This window comes from Bacillota bacterium (assembly GCA_013178125.1).
Lineage (GTDB): Bacteria > Bacillota > SHA-98 > Ch115 > JABLXJ01 > JABLXL01.
Map to the genome: position 1 here is coordinate 195,534 of JABLXJ010000006.1, position 18,901 is coordinate 214,434.

General features: G+C 57.0%; 18 protein-coding genes. All 18 read right to left on the bottom strand.

The annotated features are described in order from the left end of the window. Positions 1–27: 27 nt before the first annotated feature. Entirely contained in the window at positions 28–1,644 is a 1,617-nt protein-coding gene (gene nuoF, locus HPY71_07365; protein NPV53326.1) for an NADH-quinone oxidoreductase subunit NuoF, read from the bottom strand. A 106-nt stretch (positions 1,645–1,750) separates the two neighbouring features. Further along, positions 1,751–2,197 (bottom strand): NADH-quinone oxidoreductase subunit NuoE, encoded by a 447-nt coding sequence (gene nuoE / locus HPY71_07370; protein ID NPV53327.1) that lies wholly within the window; start codon positions 2,195–2,197, stop codon positions 1,751–1,753. Between the two features lie 157 nt (positions 2,198–2,354). Beyond that, complete coding sequence (locus HPY71_07375) at positions 2,355–2,717, bottom strand: (2Fe-2S) ferredoxin domain-containing protein (protein ID NPV53328.1); 363 nt, start codon at positions 2,715–2,717, stop codon at positions 2,355–2,357. 244 nt (positions 2,718–2,961) lie between these two features. Next, positions 2,962–3,396: a SoxR reducing system RseC family protein gene (locus tag HPY71_07380; GenBank protein NPV53329.1), complete on the bottom strand. Its 435-nt coding sequence runs from the start codon at positions 3,394–3,396 to the stop codon at positions 2,962–2,964. Between the two features lie 293 nt (positions 3,397–3,689). Continuing rightward, positions 3,690–4,235, bottom strand: coding sequence for an ATP-binding protein (locus tag HPY71_07385; GenBank protein ID NPV53330.1), 546 nt, complete (start codon positions 4,233–4,235; stop codon positions 3,690–3,692). 156 nt (positions 4,236–4,391) lie between these two features. Next, complete coding sequence (locus HPY71_07390; GenBank protein NPV53331.1) at positions 4,392–5,246, bottom strand: PHP domain-containing protein; 855 nt, start codon at positions 5,244–5,246, stop codon at positions 4,392–4,394. Then, positions 5,231–5,605 (bottom strand): serine kinase, encoded by a 375-nt coding sequence (locus HPY71_07395; GenBank protein NPV53332.1) that lies wholly within the window; start codon positions 5,603–5,605, stop codon positions 5,231–5,233. Before HPY71_07395 ends, HPY71_07390 begins: the two co-directional genes overlap by 16 nt. A gap of 20 nt (positions 5,606–5,625) precedes the next feature. Continuing rightward, positions 5,626–7,002 (bottom strand): 4Fe-4S dicluster domain-containing protein, encoded by a 1,377-nt coding sequence (locus HPY71_07400; GenBank protein ID NPV53333.1) that lies wholly within the window; start codon positions 7,000–7,002, stop codon positions 5,626–5,628. 131 nt (positions 7,003–7,133) lie between these two features. Then, on the bottom strand, positions 7,134–7,598 hold the full coding sequence (locus HPY71_07405) for an anti-sigma regulatory factor (protein ID NPV53334.1): 465 nt from the start codon (positions 7,596–7,598) through the stop codon (positions 7,134–7,136). Then, entirely contained in the window at positions 7,598–7,945 is a 348-nt protein-coding gene (locus tag HPY71_07410; protein NPV53335.1) for a hypothetical protein, read from the bottom strand. The genes HPY71_07405 and HPY71_07410 overlap by 1 nt, the downstream gene beginning before the upstream one ends. 37 nt (positions 7,946–7,982) lie before the next feature. After that, complete coding sequence (locus tag HPY71_07415; protein ID NPV53336.1) at positions 7,983–8,552, bottom strand: SPOR domain-containing protein; 570 nt, start codon at positions 8,550–8,552, stop codon at positions 7,983–7,985. Positions 8,553–8,658: 106 nt separating this feature from the next. Next, the gene (locus HPY71_07420; protein NPV53337.1) at positions 8,659–10,062 is read right to left on the bottom strand and encodes a bifunctional folylpolyglutamate synthase/dihydrofolate synthase; all 1,404 of its coding nucleotides are present in this window, start codon (positions 10,060–10,062) and stop codon (positions 8,659–8,661) included. Between the two features lie 9 nt (positions 10,063–10,071). Continuing rightward, on the bottom strand, positions 10,072–10,794 hold the full coding sequence (locus HPY71_07425; protein NPV53338.1) for an endonuclease III: 723 nt from the start codon (positions 10,792–10,794) through the stop codon (positions 10,072–10,074). A gap of 5 nt (positions 10,795–10,799) precedes the next feature. Then, on the bottom strand, positions 10,800–13,532 hold the full coding sequence (locus tag HPY71_07430; protein NPV53339.1) for a valine--tRNA ligase: 2,733 nt from the start codon (positions 13,530–13,532) through the stop codon (positions 10,800–10,802). Between the two features lie 112 nt (positions 13,533–13,644). Then, positions 13,645–15,732, bottom strand: a complete 2,088-nt coding sequence (gene fusA, locus HPY71_07435) for an elongation factor G (protein ID NPV53340.1) — start codon at positions 15,730–15,732, stop codon at positions 13,645–13,647. A gap of 162 nt (positions 15,733–15,894) precedes the next feature. Then, positions 15,895–17,190 (bottom strand): hypothetical protein, encoded by a 1,296-nt coding sequence (locus tag HPY71_07440; GenBank protein NPV53341.1) that lies wholly within the window; start codon positions 17,188–17,190, stop codon positions 15,895–15,897. A gap of 247 nt (positions 17,191–17,437) precedes the next feature. After that, positions 17,438–17,695, bottom strand: a complete 258-nt coding sequence (locus HPY71_07445) for a hypothetical protein (protein NPV53342.1) — start codon at positions 17,693–17,695, stop codon at positions 17,438–17,440. A 33-nt stretch (positions 17,696–17,728) separates the two neighbouring features. Then, entirely contained in the window at positions 17,729–18,529 is an 801-nt protein-coding gene (gene proC / locus HPY71_07450) for a pyrroline-5-carboxylate reductase (GenBank protein NPV53343.1), read from the bottom strand. Between the last annotated feature and the right edge of the window lie 372 nt (positions 18,530–18,901).

The following is an 18,901-nucleotide window of genomic DNA, read 5'->3' on the forward strand; positions in this document are numbered from 1 at the left end:
CGCCGGGACCCGCTGAGGCCTGCATGCCTAGAGCCCGCATGTCCCCGTGGGGCAGGTCCTGTCAGCGATGTGGGCATCAAACTCATCACGGAAGTACTTCAGCATCGTGAGGACCGGCACAGGAGCCGCCTGGCCGAGGCCGCAAAGGCTCGCCCTCTGCATCACCTGGGCGAGCTCCGCCATGAGCTCTATATCCTGCGCACGCCCCTTGCCGGAGCTCGCCATGTCCATAATCTCATAAAGGCGATCGGTCCCCTCGCGACACGGGGTGCACTTCCCGCATGATTCATGCCGGAAAAACCTCATGAAGCACCTGGCAATATCCACGATGCAATGCGAGTCGTCCATAATGAGGAGAGCCCCTGAACCCAGGGCCGAGCCTGCCTCGGCCAGCGAGAAGTAGTCCATCGGGACATCGAGGAGCTCCCTTGGGAGGCAGCCTCCCGACGTGCCGCCCGTCTGGGCCATCTTGAACTCCCTGCCGCCGGGGATGCCGCCGCCGATTTCATATATTACCTGCCTCAGCGTGATCCCCATCGGGACCTCTATCAGTCCCTTGTTGTTGATATCGCCTGTAAGGGTGAATACCTTGGTCCCCGGGCATCTCTCGGTTCCGAACCCCCTGAACCACTCGGGCCCGTTCAGGATGATCGGCGAGATGTTGGCAAGGGTCTCGACGTTATTGACAACTGTGGGTTTGCCCCAGAGGCCATGGGTTCCGGGATATGGGGGCTTTATCCTTGGCTCGCCCCTGTTCCCCTCGATCGATTCGATCAGGGCGGTCTCCTCGCCGCACACATATGCGCCCGCTCCCTTGCGGATTTCAATATCGAAGCTGAAGCCCGATCCGAAGATATTCTCCCCGAGAAGGCCCAGACGCCTGGCCTGGTCTATGGCCTTCTGCATCCTCTCAATCGAGATAGCATACTCACCGCGTATATAAATAAAACCTTTATCCGCACCCACTGCGTAACCGGCAATAGCCATTCCCTCAATGATGCTGTGGGGGTCCCCCTCGAGGATCAGCCTGTCCTTGAACGTGCCGGGCTCCCCCTCATCGGCGTTACATAAAATGTATTTTTGGTCGGCGTCTGCCTTGGCCGTGAACTCCCACTTGAGGCCCGTGGGGAACGCAGCCCCTCCCCGCCCGACAAGCCCGGATCTCTTGATCTCGTCTATCACCTCGCCGGGCTTCATCTGGCTCACACACCTGCCCAGGGCGGCATAGCCATCCCGACCGATATACTCCTCCACAGACTCAGGGTCCATAACTCCGCAATTCCGGAGGACGATTCTCTTCTGGGGGCCGAGGTAAGTCGGAGCCTCGTACTTCACAACCTCCTTCTCTACCGGACGCTCCCTTGCGACAAGCCGGTCAACGATCCTGCCCTTCAAGAGGTGCTCCTCGACGATCAGGGGCACATCCTCGACCTTCACAGGACCGTAGAATGTCCCCTCCGGGTATACGACGATAACTGGTCCGAGGTCGCAGGGGCCCAGGCAACCAGTCTCGACAACCTTGATCTCCCGCGAGAGGCCCTGGCGATGGATTTCATTAATGAGCGCATCCCTGACAGCCTTGCAGCCGCCGAGGACGCAGGGGGTGCCCCCGCAAACCAGCACGTGCGAACGATAAAACTCCACACTTCAACCCTCCCTTGTTAGCATAGCGTTCAACAGTTCAGCGTCCGTCCAGCGATACTCGCACAGCGATGCTCGTGTTCTATGAGATTCATACCACGTACCCGGTTCAGCGATACTCGCTCAAGATGTGGGGTATCTTATCTGGCGTCAGGTTCCCATAGACGACGTCGTTGATCATGATCGCAGGTGCGACGCCGCAGACCCCTATGCAGCTCGTATACTCGAGGGTGAATTTCTCATCCCCGGTCGTCTCCCCCATTTTTATGCCGAGCTCCTTCTCGAGAGCGCTGATGATGGCAGGCGCCCCCAGGACATGGCATGGAGCACTCTCGCATATGCGAATGATATTCCGCCCCCTGGGCTTTACCGAAAACATGGAATAAAAAGTGGCCACGCCATAGACCTTGCTCGCAGGCAGATCCAGGGCATCAGCCACCTTGATTATTGAATCATTTGTTAGGAACCCTTGGGCATCCTGTACCTCATGCAGTATGTCGATGAGCGCGTCGGATCTGCGTCCGTATTTGGCCAGGATGTCATCAATGGTTATAATACCAGCCACCTCTGTCACCTCCAACCATTTTCTCCAGCCATTTTATCGCTCCTGGCTTGTCATCCCACAGCTTTGACACTCAGTTACCTTTGATCGAACCAGCGGGAATTATTTGAAAAAGCCGGCGCCACCTGGGCGGAGGCGGGACACGCCGCCCTTAACCTGTCGCTATAACCCACTCCCCGACCACCCGGTCGTTTACCACATGGCTTGCTATGATCTGCCTGGCCCTTTCGCCGGTTACGCGGCCATAGGTCACCTTCGGCTTGCCAGGCTTCATGATGTCCACGATCGGCTCCTGCTCACAGAGGCCAACGCAGCCCGTCTGGGTAATGATGACATCCTGAAGATTGCGCTTTGCCAGCTCGTCCATGATCGCGGCCAGCGTCTCACGCGCACCCGCAGCTATGCCGCATGTGCCCATGCCGACTACTATCTTAGTGCTCTCCCTGTCCTCCCTCAATTTCGTCATTGCCTGAGCCTCTTTTTTGATCCGCTCCAGCTCCTCCAGCGATTTCATCTACAACACCTCCTGGAATTTAAACCTTCTCCCGCCCCTCACTTCTACGATCGCTCACTCTTCAATCTGCCTAACCTGCCCTTTGCCACTCGGGTAAAGTTTGCTACTCGAGTAAGGCTCGTAGGGTTTGCTGCCACCACCCTCCCCTGACCTGAAATAGGGATAGTGCTCACTTTCACAAACAAAAACACCCCATACATGCGCCGGACATTTAGTTAATTATATCATTGATTCTCAAGCTGGATCAACCGTGATATTTGGGGTGTTCGAGCAATCTTGTAATCTTTGCCCTGAATTTACCTGGATTGGCCTTCTTGTCATAAAAATACACAACCGCATAAGAAAGAACCAGAAAGACTATACCCGTCGCTGCCGTAACGGCCTGGGAAGCCCACGCCAGACCCAGCCACCGTGAGACTACCGGGCCGAGCAGAAAGCCAACGAGCATGAACGCCAGGGGCACCATATACACTACAAAGGCGGCCGCCATTACGTTTCTCGTGTCTATCTCAACTGAGACCAGGTCCCCCACCTCCGCATCGACAAGGTTATCTGCGTCGATACGGGCCGTCCCAGAACCGAGATTACACATCTTACACTTGCTGCACATGGCGCTCCTTGCTATCTCGACAGTAGCCGCGTCACCCTTGACAACGACGACCTTCCCAACTTCCTCCATGCTCCAAGCCCTCCTGGTTGCCCTCGGCTACCACGAGCGTGCGGAGTACGCGGTGCCGCGGGCGATGAGACGCTACGTATACTCTATGTAGCCTAAGCTGCATAGCCTTTAGCCTTATTATAGCGCATAATCAACGTAGCGCATAATAACGCGCAAAATAGAATTCCCACTGTACGTCTAACCTCGCTAGGACTATGCCCGGGGAGTCATCCTCGAAGGCCCCATCTCATAGGGCGCCTCTACAGGCATATAGGCATGCACAAGCATACAGGCATCTTCATCGCACCTGAGATCTACCTGCCTCTGAGACCATCTTCACCTTTCGCCACATATTTTTTTACGAAGTCGGCGACCAGGGGGTTCGAGAGGGGTATATCTTCGAGCCTCCGCCTCGTATCGCGCGTATCAAAGCAAAACGAAGCCCCGTCGATGCAGTGCTCATATCTGATTTCAACCGAGGGATTACAGGCGACAAGCGCCGCTATTGTAGAGGCTATATCGCCGAGTGGTGCCCTGTCCCAGTGGCTACGGCGGAACCGGGCGGCCACCCTCGTGCCCTTCCCCTCCTCTGAATCAACCGTCACATCGCCGTCGCAGGCCCTGGCAGCCTGGCACAGGAGCGGCAGGCCGAGCCCGACCTTTCGCGTGGTCCTGGTCGTGAAAAAAGGATCGAGAACAGCACCAAGAAAGTCCTCCGGCATCCCTCTACCATTATCTTCAATTTCTATAGTGAAACTATCCTCTTCAGTATTCTCCCTTACAACGATGCGGATCTCCGTTGCACCCGCGGCAAGGGAGTTCTGAGCTATGTCGAGAATGTGCAAAGATAACTCCCGCATTTCCCTTCAGCACCTGCAAATAGCCCTTCTACTTCTATAAGATTAGTGGATTAATAAACAGATCAATCGCCAGATAACTGACTCGTGTAACAGACTTATGACATGTCCACCAGACCAAATACATCCACACCAGTAGGTCTACCCGGGCTGGGTATATCAACTCACTATGTCAACAAAACGCCCCCCGCGCCCCGCGAGGCAGAGGGCAACCTCATCAAAGAGGGCCGCCGGTGCTTCGCCTCTAGCCCCGGGATCACCTCCGCCACTGGCCGGCCCGGGAATTTCACCACCCAGGTCAGCCCGGATGTAGGCGACCGTTCGTCCCTGCATCTCGTGAAGCCTGTGGGCATCGGAGGATGCTATCAATGGGAAATCCCGGACCCATGGAAACCTCCTGCAGGCTTCCTCCCTGGAGATATGGGGCGAAAGCTCGAGCGCGGCTACAGGGAGACCCGGCGGGACGAATCCGAGGTTTCTGATGAGGCTGTATGAGGGCCTGTCGATGTGCGCAGGAATCGGCAAGCCACCCAGCTCCCGCACCTTCCTCACGACCTCGGCCAGGGATAAGTCCGTCGAGGTCAGGAGGAGCCTGGAACACTTCCCGGTGACCTCGCCCTCCTCGCCGAGAATCAGCTGCTCACCGAGAAACTCCTCCCTATTCAGCTCAGCTGGGAGGTGCGCGTAAACCTCCTCCTGCCAGGTAATGAGCCCTTCGATGCTGCCAAAAAAGGTCAATACATGAATCTCCTCCAGCGTCTGGACCTCCATCCCCGGCAGGACGCAAACACCATGCCTGGCCCCGGCCCGGAGGCAGGCGATGGCGTTTTCAGCTGAATTGTGATCTGCTATCCCAACCAGCTTGATGCCTTTCCTGCAGGCCTCCTCCATAATGGCTGCCGGCGTCATCTCAGATTCAGCACAGGGCGAGAGCGCGGTGTGGATATGCAGGTCCGCCCGCAGGCACTCCAGGCCCGAGTCCAAACCCCCTAGACCCCTTAGGTCCCCTGGCATGATCTGACCCCGCCGCGAAGCCCCATTGTATAAAGGCTCCCGACCACTTCAAACGCCGGGAGGTCGGACACAAAAATAGGAACGCCCTCGTCCTGTGCCTTTTTCAAGGTATCATCTCCGGGCTTGATCCCACCGGCAACGATGACGCCCGCCAGCCCTGTTAGCACTGATACGGCGACGATATTCTGATGGGCCTGCGTGGTGACCCAGATGGCGCCGTCACATGCATGAGCCATAACGTCGCTCAAGAGATCCGAGACATATCCCCCCGAAACCTCGCGATCGAGGCCGCCCTCTCCAGCATCAACCCCCGCAACGGCCCTGAGGCCCAGCTTCCCAGCAACATCTCGAAGCGTCATAAACCCTTCACTACCCTCCATTATTGCCCCTGTCCGGTTTTGTCCGGTTTGCTCATAGCCGATGGGTCCTTCTGGGCAAGATAGAACAGCTCCTCAGCTAGCTTTTTCACCTGTTCGCGCAGCTTGAATACACAGTCCGTCTCCACTGCCAGCCCTTGCACGATATCCTCGGCCAGCGCCCGGCAATGCGGCGACCCGCATGACCCGCAATCCAGGCCGGGGAGGTCCTCCAGCACCTTTTCGAGCTGTCCCATCTTGGCAATAGCCTTCGACATATCCTCATCTAATTTGAAAGCTGCAACAGGCTGGAGATCTTCTCTTGTCTCGAAGAATCCCGCCCGGTAGAGCCCCATGATATGGCTCTCCTCCTGCTCGTTAAAGGGGCTCGCCTCGCGCATCCCAACGGCGAGCCTCCGGATATTGACGCGCCCCACAAAGGGATTCTTGACCATAAGAGGCCCACCGACGCAGCCGCCCGTACAAGCCTGGGCCTCAATGAAATTAACCGATGCGAGCCGGCCCATCTCAATCTCCTCGAATACGGCAATTACATTGTGGATACCATCGACAACGAGGTAGTTCTCCAGGCCCACGGCACGGTTCTCCCCGCCTGATGCTCCCCATCCGACCCCTAGGCCCGAGGCCGTATCAGATAGAGAGGAGGGCCCGGACTCGCCCGCGCCCATGTTTTTCAGCAGGTCTCCATATATCCCCGCCACTGAGATAGCCCCGTCCACATACGTCTCGCCGCCGGGGTTTATGTGCTCCCTGACCCACCTCATCTTTGCTGCGCAGGGCGTTATAAAAAAAGCCCCTATATCGCGAGTGTCGATGCCGGATCTCGACGCGTAAATCCTCTTCGCAAGCTTCCCGGCGATCTGGATAGGCGGGTCGACAGGAAGGAGGTGACTGATGAGGGATGGGAATCTAACCTGCACAAGCCGCACCACCGCCGGGCATGCCGAAGAAATGCATGGTTTTTCGGTGGCCCCGCTCTCTATATGGGTACGGGTGATGAAGCTTGCGATGTCAGCGGCGTATGCCACATCATATACCGCGTCGAAGCCCAGGGCCAGCAGGGCACCCATGACATCCCTGTAAATGCGCCTCACATCGCCCGCGACCCGCTGGTCAAACTGGCCATAGAGCGAGGGGGCAGGCAAAGCTATAGTGGCCCTGAAATCCCTGAGCCGCTCAATGGAATCCGTCACTGCAACCTTGGCGTGGTTGTCGCACGTCCTGATGCACTCGCCGCAGTCTATGCAGCGTTCAGCATTTATTCGGGCCTTACCCTCCCTGACCCTGATAGCCTCGGTCGGACAGCGCTTTATGCAATTCGTGCAGCCGCGGCATTTATCCTCTAGGAGGGAGACGGAGTGAAAACGCTCCGGCGCCATATCTTGCCAGACCTCGCTTCCATAATACTGACATCCTCCCACGGCTAAAGCCATGGGCTTTCCCGCACGGGGTTTGTAAAGCTATTATTAGATTAGAGATATAGTGAATCGCTATCAGCCCTCTCTTCTCATCAGTCCACACTCCAACCTGCAGGCGGAATCGTGGGGGGAATAGCACTGGGCGATGATACGACCGCCCTTACCTTCGTACCCCTGCCGACCTCAGAGGTTATATGAAACTCATCGGAGAACCTCTTCATATTAGGGAGTCCCATACCAGCCCCGAAACCCATCTCGCGAATCCTCTCCGGTGCAGTCGAATATCCCTCCTGCATTGCCAGCTCAATATCGGGGATCCCGGGCCCCTCATCCTCGGCCAGGATCTCTATGCCCTCAGGCGACACCCGGGCCTGGAGGGTTCCCCGGTAGGCGTGAATGATGATATTCATCTCGGCCTCGTAGGCTATGATGGCCGCTCTCCGGGTGGTCTGCGTATCGACGCCGATCTGCTTCAAGGCCCTCTTGATTTTCGTGGCCGCCTCGCCCGCGGCTGCAAAGTCCCCGCCATTGATATCATAAGACATTTCCAGAGTCATCAGGAAACATGCCCTTTCAAGCCCGCCTGGTAGAGGCGCCCACAGGCCTCATAAAGCGGGTACCTTGTCCAAAAAAGGGGTATGCCGCGTTCCCGGGCCATCTCGATTATCTCCCCGCAGGGTCTCTTGCCCCTTACAAAGACAACGGCGCTGAGATCATTCATCTCCGCTGTGCGGATAACCTGGGCATTAGTCAACCCCGTAAGAAGAAGCGACCGTTCCATCGTGAAGGCGAGAACATCGCTCATAAGGTCGCAGCCGCAAGCACGCGGGATCTCCTCATCAAGCTTGTCCTCGCCCACGAGCACTTCTGCTTCTAGTATCTCTCTTACCTCACGCAATTTCACAGGATACACTCCTCCACCCTGGATGCACCAACCAATGCTACTCAGCAATGCTCGGCGAATAACCCTTGCTTCTCAATTCCTCGACGAGCCTGTCGGCGTTCTCTTTCTGCTGGAACGCTCCAACCTGCACCGTATACGGCGGGCTCGCGTTAACGTAAGTAGGGTAACCCTCTGCCCCGAGCCTTGCGGCCAGCTCCTCGGCATCAGCCTTATTATCAAAGGAACCCACCCTCACCCGGTAGAACACCGGTGTCTCCCCCGAGCTCCCGGTCGTGGCCGGAAGCGAGGTTTCACCAGAGGCGCCGGCTCCCCCGGCGGCACCGGTTCCCACGGTGGATGATAGGTCATGGGAACTGGTCCGGCTGGAATTGGAATTCACAGAAGAAACCGAATCGCCGCTCGATTGAGCTTGTGAAGGCTGTGAAGGCGATGATGCGACGTTCCCCGACGAGATCTGGGTCACACCCGGCTCCTTTTTATTGCCCGAGAGCATCTTGATCGCGTAGTTCCCCATCAGGTACCCCAGTGCGATCGCGATCAGCCCGATGACAACCAGGCTCGCAATCAATGATATACCTTCACCTGCTCGTCCCCTGTGTTCCGCCATTGAAACTCCCTCCCGGTCCCTGGTTTTTGGTTTCGATGCGGATGTGCGGCATGTAATACTCTAATACTCAATAATAAAATACGCCTCGCAGCACCATAATCCTCTTTTAAAAACCCGACGCGGGATAGGTTTTCTCTAGGGGGACATCCCCGGGCCACAGGGGTCTCACATCCCCGACCAGGTAGAGGGATCCACAGACTACTATGAGGTCGCCGGGGCCGGACACGGCGAGCGCACGGCGCACGGCTTTGATGGAATCTACCTCCACCCCGGCGGGCCTACCCAGGAGGCGTGCCGCCTGAGCGATCACCTCGGGCTCGGCGCCTCCAAGTCGGCTTGACATGGCCCTAGTTGGTATGAATTCGTCCGCCACAGTAGCGAGCTTCCCCACCATCTCGGACACGGGCTTGTCCCGAGATATGCCGATAACGACCCTAATCCGTCCCGGCGCAAGTCCCTTTGCCCTAAACTCTCGCAGGCTCTCGACGAGTCCTGTGATTCCATCGAGATTATGGGCGCCGTCGAGGATTACAATGGGGCTGCGCTGGACGACCTCCATGCGTCCCGGCCACCGCGTGGCTGCAACCCCCAATCTTATGGCCTTCTCCGATACAGAGATGCCGCGATCGACCAGGGCTTCAATTACACCGAGGGCCGTAGCGCAATTCACAACCTGGTGCCTGCCGAGTAGGGGGATAAACAGGTCTGGCAGGGTATATATTCCACCCTTTATATTGCAAAACTGCCCGTCAAGGGCTGATAATTCCGAAACAGGAAAGCGACCGGCGTGCGATTCCCCGCGGGGATCCCCGGGGGTGCCAGAGGAGAAGACCACATCCCGGCCCACAAACCTGGTGACAGAACCCTTCATCTTGCATGCTGCCTCTATAACCTCATAGGCCTCGGGGTGTTGAGGTGCAACAACCACGGGCACCCCCTCTTTGATGATCCCTGCCTTCTCTGAGGCAATGTCTCTCAAGGTGGTCCCGAGCCTATCAGTATGATCGTAGTCTATATGGGTTATGACCGAAACAAGAGGAGCTATGACATTTGTGGCATCAAAACGCCCCCCCAGGCCCACCTCGATAACCGCCATGTCAACCTTTCTTTCCTCAAAAAAGACGAAGGCGAGGGCCGTCCCAACCTCAAATTCCGTTGGATGGCCGAACTCCGGGTCGCTTGCGATGTCCTCTATAAGGGGCCTCATGCGCGTGACGATCCGTGCCACATCGGACTCTGGTATGGCTTCACCATCTACCCTTATGCGCTCAGTATACGATACCAGGTGGGGAGAGGTATAGAGGCCGACCCTATAGCCCGTGGCTCTCAGGATCGAGTCTATCATCGCCGCGGTAGAGCCCTTCCCATTGGTGCCAGCTATGTGGACCGCCCTCAACCCCTCGTGAGGGTTCCCGAGCATCTCAAGGAGCCGCTCGATGCGGCCGAGCCCGAGATTTACCCCGAATTTACCCAGCGCATGTATAAATCTCAATGATTCATCATAGTTCATAAGCCGACCTCATTTAACCGCCAACCGCTCCGTCCAACCATTATCCCTATCCCCCGCGGCTCCCCTGTAGTACCAGCATTCCCCGGCAAGCAGGCAGTCATCGCAGCGCGGGTTATGCGGCCTGCAACGGGTGCGCCCATGTGCTATCATGTTCACGTGCAATTCATAGACAATATCATCCGGGACCAGTTCGCCCAATACCTCGTGAGCCTCATCAGCCCCCACATCCTTCCCGATGAGCCCCAGGCGTCTCGCTATCCGGTGGATATGGGTATCCACCGGGAAGATGGGCCGCCCACACCCGAACAGCAGGACGCAGGCGGCGGTCTTGGGTCCGACGCCCTCAAATGAACGGAGATATCGAAGGGCATCCCCAGCATCCATGTCTTTCAAAAACTCCAGCCCCAGGCGCCCGTGCTCGCCCTGTATTCGTTCGAGGGCCTGCTTGATGCGCCCTGTCTTGACCTGGGCAAGGCCGCCGACCTTGATGGCGTCCCTTATCTCACCCACGTCTGCCCTGCGCGCATCGTCCCAGCTCGGGAAGCGTTCCTTCAAATTTGCAAACGCCCTGTGGGAGTTTATATCCGATGTATTCTGGGATAGGATCGTCATGATGAGTGCATCAAGGGGATCCTCATCCTCCCGACGCTTAGGACCATACATCGCTCTCAACAGCTCATTGATCCTGCGAAGGCGCTGGGCTATCCGAGCTATCTGACCGTATTGAGCCATTCTATCTAACTGAGCTCCTTCAATCGCTTCTCGAGCTTCTCTATACGCTCGCTATATTCGACCAGGCGCATCCTCTCGCGCTCAACCACTTCCGGGTGGGCCCTGGTCACAAAGTTATGATTTTGGAGCTTTCTCTCGGATGCGGTGCGCGCCTCACGCACCGCAGACAAGTCGCTCCTGAGCCTCTCGATTTCCCTGTCCACATCTATGAGGCCCTCGACAGGCACGAATACCTCCACGCCCTTTGCTATAGCCGAGACAGCCTTACCGTGCCAGCCGGACCGTTCCCCCGTGAGCCCAAGCTCGGAGAGCCCGGCCATATGCGCTACGTAACCGCTATTATCCCTCAAGACCTCGAGGGATTCTCCGTGGACGACCATTACAGCCTTGATCTTACGCTGGGGCACTATGTTCAGCTCGGCCCGCAGGTTCCGCGTAGCCCGTATAACCTCCATGACGAGCCCCATTCTCGCCTCGGCATCCTCGTCCCTCAGCCTTTCATCATAGCGTGGCCACGGCTTCACCATTATGCTGCCCTCCGTCCCGGGCAACGCCTGCCATATACCCTCCGTTATAAATGGCATGAAGGGATGTAGGAGCTTCAGGAGCTGCTGCAGCGTATACCACAGGACATACTGGGCAACCCTCCGCTGGCCCCGGCCCCAGCTTTCGCCAGTCCCGATCTCGTTGTCATACAGCCGTGGCTTCACCAGCTCGACGTACCAGTCGCAGAATTCGCTCCAGATGAAGTCGTAGAGGAGCCTGGCGGCCTCGCCGACCTCGTATTTCTCGAGGAACCTCGTAACCTCCCCGCTAACCTCGTTAACCCGGCTCAATATCCATCTATCCGGCAACGAAAGGTCGAGGCTCATCATGGCAGGACTCTCGACCTCACCAGAGTCAGCATCCCCCGCCCCCGCGGCCCCGGCATCCCCCCGGGCGCCCATCGCAGGGCTAAAATCGTGGAGGTTCATCATGACAAACCTCGAGGCATTCCATATCTTATTGGCGAAGTTGCGGCTTGCCTCAACCCTCTCATCCCGGAAACGCATATCGTTCCCCGGGGTGTTCCCTGTGACCAGGGTGAACCTCAGGGTATCCGCACCATACTGGTCTATGAAATCAAGGGGATCGACGCCGGTTCCCAGGGACTTGCTCATCTTCCGGCCCTCAGGGTTTCGCACGAGCCCATGAATGAACACCTCGCGGAACGGGACCTCCTTCATGAACTCGAGGCCCATGAATATCATTCGCGCGACCCAGAAGAAGATTATGTCGTAGGCCGTGACGAGCACGGATGTCGGGTAGAAGTGGCGGAGCTCAGGCGTATCGTCCGGCCACCCCAGGGTCGAGAACGGCCAGAGCGCGGAGCTGAACCATGTATCCAGCACATCGGGATCCTGCTCGGTGCTGCGGCTCCCGCACCTGTTGCAGCTATCGGGGTCATCCCTCGATACAATCACCTCGCCGCAATCCCGGCAATACCAAACAGGAATGCGGTGGCCCCACCACAGCTGGCGCGAAATGCACCAGTCGTGGACATTCTCCATCCAGTTGAGGTATATCTTCGTAAACCGCTCAGGGATGAACCTGATCCTTCCCTCCTCAACGGCGCGGATCGCGGGCTCAGCCAACGGCTTCATCCTCACGAACCACTGCCTGGACAGGAGGGGCTCCACGGCGGTGTGGCATCGCTGACAGTGCCCCACAGCGTGATCGTAGTCCTCGACCTTGACCAGCAACCCCTTCTCTTCGAGCTCGGCTACCACGGCCTCGCGGCACTTATACCGGTCGAGGCCTGCATACTTCCCCGCTGCAGCGGTCATGGCCCCATCCTCGCCTATAACCGTTATGCTCGGGAGCTTGTGCCGCATGCCCATCTCGAAGTCATTCGGGTCATGGGCAGGAGTAACCTTGACTGCGCCCGTGCCGAATTGCGGGTCTGCATATTCGTCGGCGATCACCGGGATCTCCCTCTCCATGATAGGGAGGATGACGGTCGTGCCGATATAGCCGGCGTAACGTTGGTCATGAGGGTTGACGGCGACCGCGACGTCGCCCAGCATGGTCTCCGGCCTGGTCGTGGCAACGGTGATAGCGCCCTCCCCGTCCTTGAACGGGTATTGAATGTAATACAGGGCGCCCCGCTCATCCTTGTGCTCCACCTCGAGATCGGAAAGCGACGTCTTGCAACGCGGGCACCAGTTTATGATATACTGACCCCGGTAAATCAAGCCCTTCTCGTAAAGGCGAACGAAGACCTCCCGGACGGCCCGGGAACACCCCTCGTCCATGGTAAACCTCTCGCGCTGCCAGTCGCATGAAGCTCCAAGCCTCTGGAGCTGGCCTATAATCCGGCCACCATACTTCCTCTTCCAGGCCCACACGCGCTCCAGGAATTTCTCCCTGCCCAGGTCATAACGGGTAAGGCCCTCCTTCACCAGGTCGGCCTCGACCTTCACCTGGGTTGCTATGCCGGCATGGTCGGTGCCCGGGACCCACAGGGTATTGTACCCCTGCATTCTCCGCCACCTTATGAGGATATCCTGGAGGGAGTTGTCCAGGGCATGTCCTATATGCAGCGAGCCCGTCACGTTCGGCGGCGGGATGACTATGCAGAAGGGGGTCTTATCCTTTTCGACCTCCGCGTGAAAGTAGTTACCCTGCAGCCAGAATTGATAAATATCCGCTTCCAGCTTGTGGGGATTGTATACACTCGGAATATCGGATTTGCCTATCGCTTCCAAAATAACTCACCAACCCTGTATTTACATGGAACAGAAACTCCCTTCGCCGCCGAAAAGGGCGAAGGGAGCAGGCCTCCCCGGCCTCCCTGCCTTGGGCCCGAGGCTACTTTTCCTTCTCTCTCTCTTTGGCCGCGGCCTCGATGATCTGCTGACTTATTTGGGCCGGGACCTCTTCATAATGGTCGAAATTCATGCTGTAATGTCCCCTGCCTCCTGTAATGGATCGCAGGTCAATGGCATACTTGAACATCTCGGCCATCGGGACTAGGGCCTTAATGACCTGGTTCTTGCCGCTCGGCTCCATCCCGAGGATCTTGCCGCGCCTCTTGTTCAGGTCGCCCATGATATCGCCCATATAGGCCTCAGGGATAACCACCTCGACATTCATTATGGGCTCGAGCAGCACAGGCTTGGCATCCATGGCCCCCTTCTTGAGAGCCATGGAGGCGGCTATCTTGAATGCCATCTCGGACGAGTCCACGGGGTGGTATGAACCATCATAGAGCGTGACCTTTATATCAACCAGCGGGTAGCCAGCCAGCACGCCCTCCACCAGGGCTTCCCGTACGCCCTTCTCGACGGCGGGGATATACTGGCGCGGAACAGCGCCGCCGAAGATCTTGTCAACGAACTCAAAACTGCCGCCCGGGGGCAGGGGCTCGAGCTCGAGCCACACATGACCGTACTGGCCGCGGCCCCCTGTCTGCTTCTTGTGCTTGCCCTCGACCTTGACAGTGCCCCGGATGGTCTCCCTGTAAGGCACCCTGGGGGTATCAAGAGTCACATCGACTCCGAACTTCCGCTTCAGCCTGTCGGCTATAACCTCCAGGTGCTGCTCGCCCATGCCTGATATGATCGTCTGCCCGGTCTCGACGTCCTTCTTGACTTTAAAGGTCGGGTCTTCCTCTGCTAACCTGGCAAGCCCCGCACCAATCTTGTCCTCATCCCCCTTGGATTTAGGCTCGACTGCCATCGAGAGCGCAGGTTCGGGGAAGGCGATGCCATTGAAGATAATTGGATGCTCTTTATCACAGAGCGTCTCCCCGGTTGATGTCTCCTGGAGCTTCGCCACGGCCGCTACATCGCCGGCTATGACCTCCTGCGTCGCCTCCTGCTGCTTCCCTCGCATGAAGAAAACCTGACCGACCCGTTCCTGTTTATCCTTATTGGCGTTATAAACCTGGGAATCTGAATGTAGCATACCCGAGTAAACCTTGAAGAATGTCAGCTTGCCCACGTATGGGTCGGCCATGGTCTTGAAAACAAAGGCCGAGAACGGTTGATCTGCCTTCAACTCCCGCGTCTCATTCTGCTTGGAAGCAGGGTTTACCCCTTCGGCGCCGCCCATTTCACCGGGGAACGGCAGATAGTTGACGAGCGCATCCATTAGAGGCTGAATCCCGATGTTCTTGAGGCTGGAGCCGCAGAAAATGGGAATGGCCTTGCCGGCCTTGACCCCTTCTGCTAGTCCGCGCCTGATCTCATCCTCAGTTAGCTCCTGGCCATCAAGGTATTTCTCGATTAGTTCATCATCATTTTCGGCCGCGACCTCCAGCATCATGTCCCGGTAGGTCTTCGCCCTCTCTTGTAGGTCCGCAGGGATGTCAGCCGTCCTGGTCTTCCGCCCTCCGGCATCCGGGAGGATGGCTTTCATGCTGACCAAGTCGACAACCCCTGCAAATGAATCCTGGGACCCGATGGGGACTTGAACAGGCACGACATGCTGGCCGAACTGGCCCCGGAGAGCGTCGACGACCTTGTAGAAATCCGCATTCTCCCGGTCCATCTTATTTATAAAGGCGATGCGCGGCAGGCCTCTCTCGTCCGCAAAGCCCCATACATTCTCCGAACCAACCTCGACGCCGGATACCGCGCAAAAAACCATGACAGCTGCGTCCGCCACCCTGAGTCCGCTCTTCACTTCCCCGACAAAATCCGCAAAACCGGGTGTATCAATTATATTGATCTTACTCCCGGCCCACTCGCACGGCGCAATTGCCGTATTAATCGATATCTTCCGTTTAATCTCTTCGGGGTCATAGTCCGTCGTAGCCGTGCCCTCATCAACCTTGCCCAGTCGATCGATGGCCCCTGCGTCATACAAAATCGCCTCAGCGAGGCTCGTCTTGCCCGCCCCGCCATGGGCAACCAAGGCTACGTTCCTCAGTTGCTCTGTCTTGTATTTCCCCAAGCAAATCTCCTCCTTGAACCGTTCTACAGGGATAATTCTCGCTTATATTATTTTACACTTGCCAATGCCTGAGTTCAAGGGCATTAGGGCATTTTGTCTGCCCTTGTTTGCCTTATACAATGCTAATGCCCGGGGAACGCGTTCAAGGATATCCCGGCCGGCTCAGTCGAACTCCTGCGTAAAAATTATTCCGAAGGTCGTAACCGTTTCGTCTTCGTCACCCGACGGGTCGTAAAGGTAGACCTTCCTCGAATGCCCGATCTCGACGGCGATCCTCCTGATATCGTCCAGGTCCTCCGAGAGCTTGATCTCAAGCATTCGCTTATCATAGTTCCCGTCCATTAAATCCTCATCCATATACCCCTTATACTGCGATCCAGCCTTAATGCTCAGGATGGGGACCCCGGTGCCCTGCCCCAATGGGAACTCCACCCTAGCAGAAAGAAGCCTGGTGCCCTTCCCGGACCCGGGCGAGGAAGGGAACACTACATGACCTATCTCGCCGATAACCTCAAATGCGACGTTATCCAGCCGTTTCCCGCTCACCTCAACCCTGGCGCTCCCAGAAAGGGAATCCTTATCTGCAGACAATACAAAGGCTTTATATGCCCTCTCGAGAACCCCTCTGATCGCGAGCCTGGCCGCGGGCCTGTATTCCCCTTCTATCGAAATCAGATTGCGAATATAGGTCTTATCAGGGGCATTGACATAGTTCTTGAATAGCCGTTCTATGGCTATCCCGCCACCAATGCGTCTCCTGTAGGGACTCCTAACGCTGAATGTGAGGAGCTCGGTGGCTGAATCATTCACCGGGTTTTCATGGAACCCCTTCTCCACCCGGGAGAAATCCCCCGCCAGCCTGAATATATTGGGGGGTCGGACATTCAAGCCGAAGGCTATCTCTCTCGTAGTATAATCCCTGTACGACTTGCTATCATACAGGCTGTCACCAGACTTGAGGGTCGTTTCGATGGAAAAACTCCTCGGGACCGGCTCCCATTTTATCTTAAGCCTCCGGGCGTTCTGGAGGTTTAGATAGCCGACCTCACCCTCATCTGCTTCAATGATGCTTTTCACCACATACCCGGCCTCCAGGGAGAATCGCTTTGCAGGCTTATACTTGAAATCAAGCTCCGCAGCCGTATCAGCCGAGAAACCATGCAGCTCCGGGGCTTTAACGCTCAAGGCGGCACCCGCATCCACTATCCTGTTCCCGCGGAGGTCCACCCCGACAGTGAACCCGGATTCGTCCTTTAGTTCCCCCGTATAGCCGCCGCACCCGCCCGTGAGTTTTCCGGACAGCCCCATGCTGAATCTCCCGTGCACGTCCAGCTGCAAGGCGTCCCCGCGGGGAGCCACAATCCTGCTGATATCGGCAGGTTCGCCGGCACCTTCCAGCGACATTGCGATTGCTGCCTGATGCCCGACGATCACGCTCGCTATTGTTAGAATCCACATCCATATAGGGATGAAGAAGCGAATCCGAAAAGTCCTTCGGTACCCCAGGATGAACCCCCCTCCCGGGCGCATTCATGGCCCGATAGTCCGCTGGCTCGATACGCCAGTGCTGCAATCCCAGGATACCATCATATTCCATAAATGTCAATAAAACTTTCGGGTGATTTCGATGAATCCCGATTTTGATCGCGATTGATTTCGACACGACTGTATGACGCTGCAAGTTAGCCTAAATCAGACAATGTTGTCACTTGACGAGCCCGAGCTCTCTGGCCTTTCTAAAGACCTCGCACTCCTCGCAGCGCCCGTCGCAATCCATGCAGTCCTCCTCCACCTCCCAGCAATTAAGCCCACGCGCGTGAATTTCGCAATTTAAATACAAGCTTGCGGGGCAGCCACGGATCGCGCGACAATCCTTGAAGCCCCCACCCGGGAGTTCCCGGCCCGACAAAGCCTCCTGCAACACAACCGCCTCCGCATCCTCGGGATTCTTATGACTTCGCATGACTTCTTGTGATTCTTCTTATGGCTCTATGCATCATTCTGTAGTTTTCTCGTTGCCGCGCTGCGCCTTCTTCGTCGACGTGGAGCCCAGGCTCCCGGCCCGCTCGGCCGCGGCGACCACAGCGTCCATCAAAGCCCCCCTCACCCCGCCCCTTTCCATGGCGTGGAGGCCTGCTATGGTGGTCCCTCCGGGCGAAGTCACCATGTCCCTCAGCTTCGCCGGATGCTCGCCTGTCTCGAGGACCATCTTCGCCGCGCCTAGGACCGTCTGGGCGGCAAGGATGAGGGCCTGGTCCTTGCGAAAGCCGATTCGCACCCCCCCATCGGCCAGGGCCTCGATAACCGTGTAGACGAATCCGGGCCCGCTGCCGCTCAAGGCCGTTACGCTGTTCATCAATGACTCATCAATCTCTACGACCACAGCCATCTTCCTGAGAAGCTCGAGGAGCCAGCCGGCATCCGCGGCATCTATGTGCTTCCCGAGGCAAAAGGCGATCGCCCCGGCGCCGAGCGAGCACGGCGTATTGGGCATGATGCGCATCACCTTTACCTCTTCGCCGAGCATGGTCTCCACATAATTCAACTCGATGCCCGCGGCCAACGTCACGATTATGCTCCCGGGCCTAATCATCCCGCGCAGCTCAAGGAGCACACCGGATATAACCTGCGGCTTGACCGCTAGGAATAAGGCATCAGCCTGCCGGGCAACCTCTATGTTGCTGGGGACGGCGGTTACGCCCAGGTCGTTACTGATGGATGCCAGCCTCTCGCAGCTCGCATCGCTCGCGACTATGTTGGACGGATCTACGTACGCGAAACCAATCAAGCCCTTCATCAAGGCCTCGGCTATCGTGCCTGCCCCAATAAAACCTATCGTATGTGACAATACTAGACTCACCTCTTCCCGGGTTTGCCTGAATCCTGCAGGCGAAATATGCTTTGCAATCTATATCTTCTATAGTTGGCAAGTATAGTTGGCAAGAATTAGTACGGCAGGGATTCCTGAATTTTATATTTCCTTCGCCACCCTGGTCAATAATCCTTCAGTTTCCTCTTAGCTCAGTATGAAAAATTCACCAATTTCCCCAGGTAGCAGTTAGGTAGCTGCCATACCCCATAGGCTTCATTTAGAGGCAATTCCGGCGGAGCCAACTCCAGTCCACGGGTATAACAAACGGGTATAACAAACAGATGGCAGGAAATCCAC

Excerpts from the sequence above, each read along its gene's own strand:
- HPY71_07405 (NPV53334.1), bottom strand. The coding sequence starts at position 7,598 with ATGACTCTGGAAATGTCTTATGATATCAATGGCGGGGACTTTGCAGCC.
- HPY71_07445 (NPV53342.1), bottom strand. The coding sequence starts at position 17,695 with ATGCGAAGTCATAAGAATCCCGAGGATGCGGAGGCGGTTGTGTTGCAG.
- HPY71_07400 (NPV53333.1), bottom strand. The coding sequence starts at position 7,002 with ATGGCGCCGGAGCGTTTTCACTCCGTCTCCCTCCTAGAGGATAAATGC.
- HPY71_07380 (NPV53329.1), bottom strand. The coding sequence starts at position 3,396 with ATGGAGGAAGTTGGGAAGGTCGTCGTTGTCAAGGGTGACGCGGCTACT.
- HPY71_07425 (NPV53338.1), bottom strand. The coding sequence starts at position 10,794 with ATGGCTCAATACGGTCAGATAGCTCGGATAGCCCAGCGCCTTCGCAGG.
- HPY71_07395 (NPV53332.1), bottom strand. The coding sequence starts at position 5,605 with ATGACGCTTCGAGATGTTGCTGGGAAGCTGGGCCTCAGGGCCGTTGCG.
- proC (NPV53343.1), bottom strand. The coding sequence starts at position 18,529 with ATGAAGGGCTTGATTGGTTTCGCGTACGTAGATCCGTCCAACATAGTC.
- HPY71_07415 (NPV53336.1), bottom strand. The coding sequence starts at position 8,552 with ATGGCGGAACACAGGGGACGAGCAGGTGAAGGTATATCATTGATTGCG.
- HPY71_07390 (NPV53331.1), bottom strand. The coding sequence starts at position 5,246 with ATGCCAGGGGACCTAAGGGGTCTAGGGGGTTTGGACTCGGGCCTGGAG.
- HPY71_07420 (NPV53337.1), bottom strand. The coding sequence starts at position 10,062 with ATGAACTATGATGAATCATTGAGATTTATACATGCGCTGGGTAAATTC.
- HPY71_07440 (NPV53341.1), bottom strand. The coding sequence starts at position 17,190 with ATGTGGATTCTAACAATAGCGAGCGTGATCGTCGGGCATCAGGCAGCA.
- HPY71_07375 (NPV53328.1), bottom strand. The coding sequence starts at position 2,717 with ATGAAATCGCTGGAGGAGCTGGAGCGGATCAAAAAAGAGGCTCAGGCA.
- HPY71_07385 (NPV53330.1), bottom strand. The coding sequence starts at position 4,235 with ATGCGGGAGTTATCTTTGCACATTCTCGACATAGCTCAGAACTCCCTT.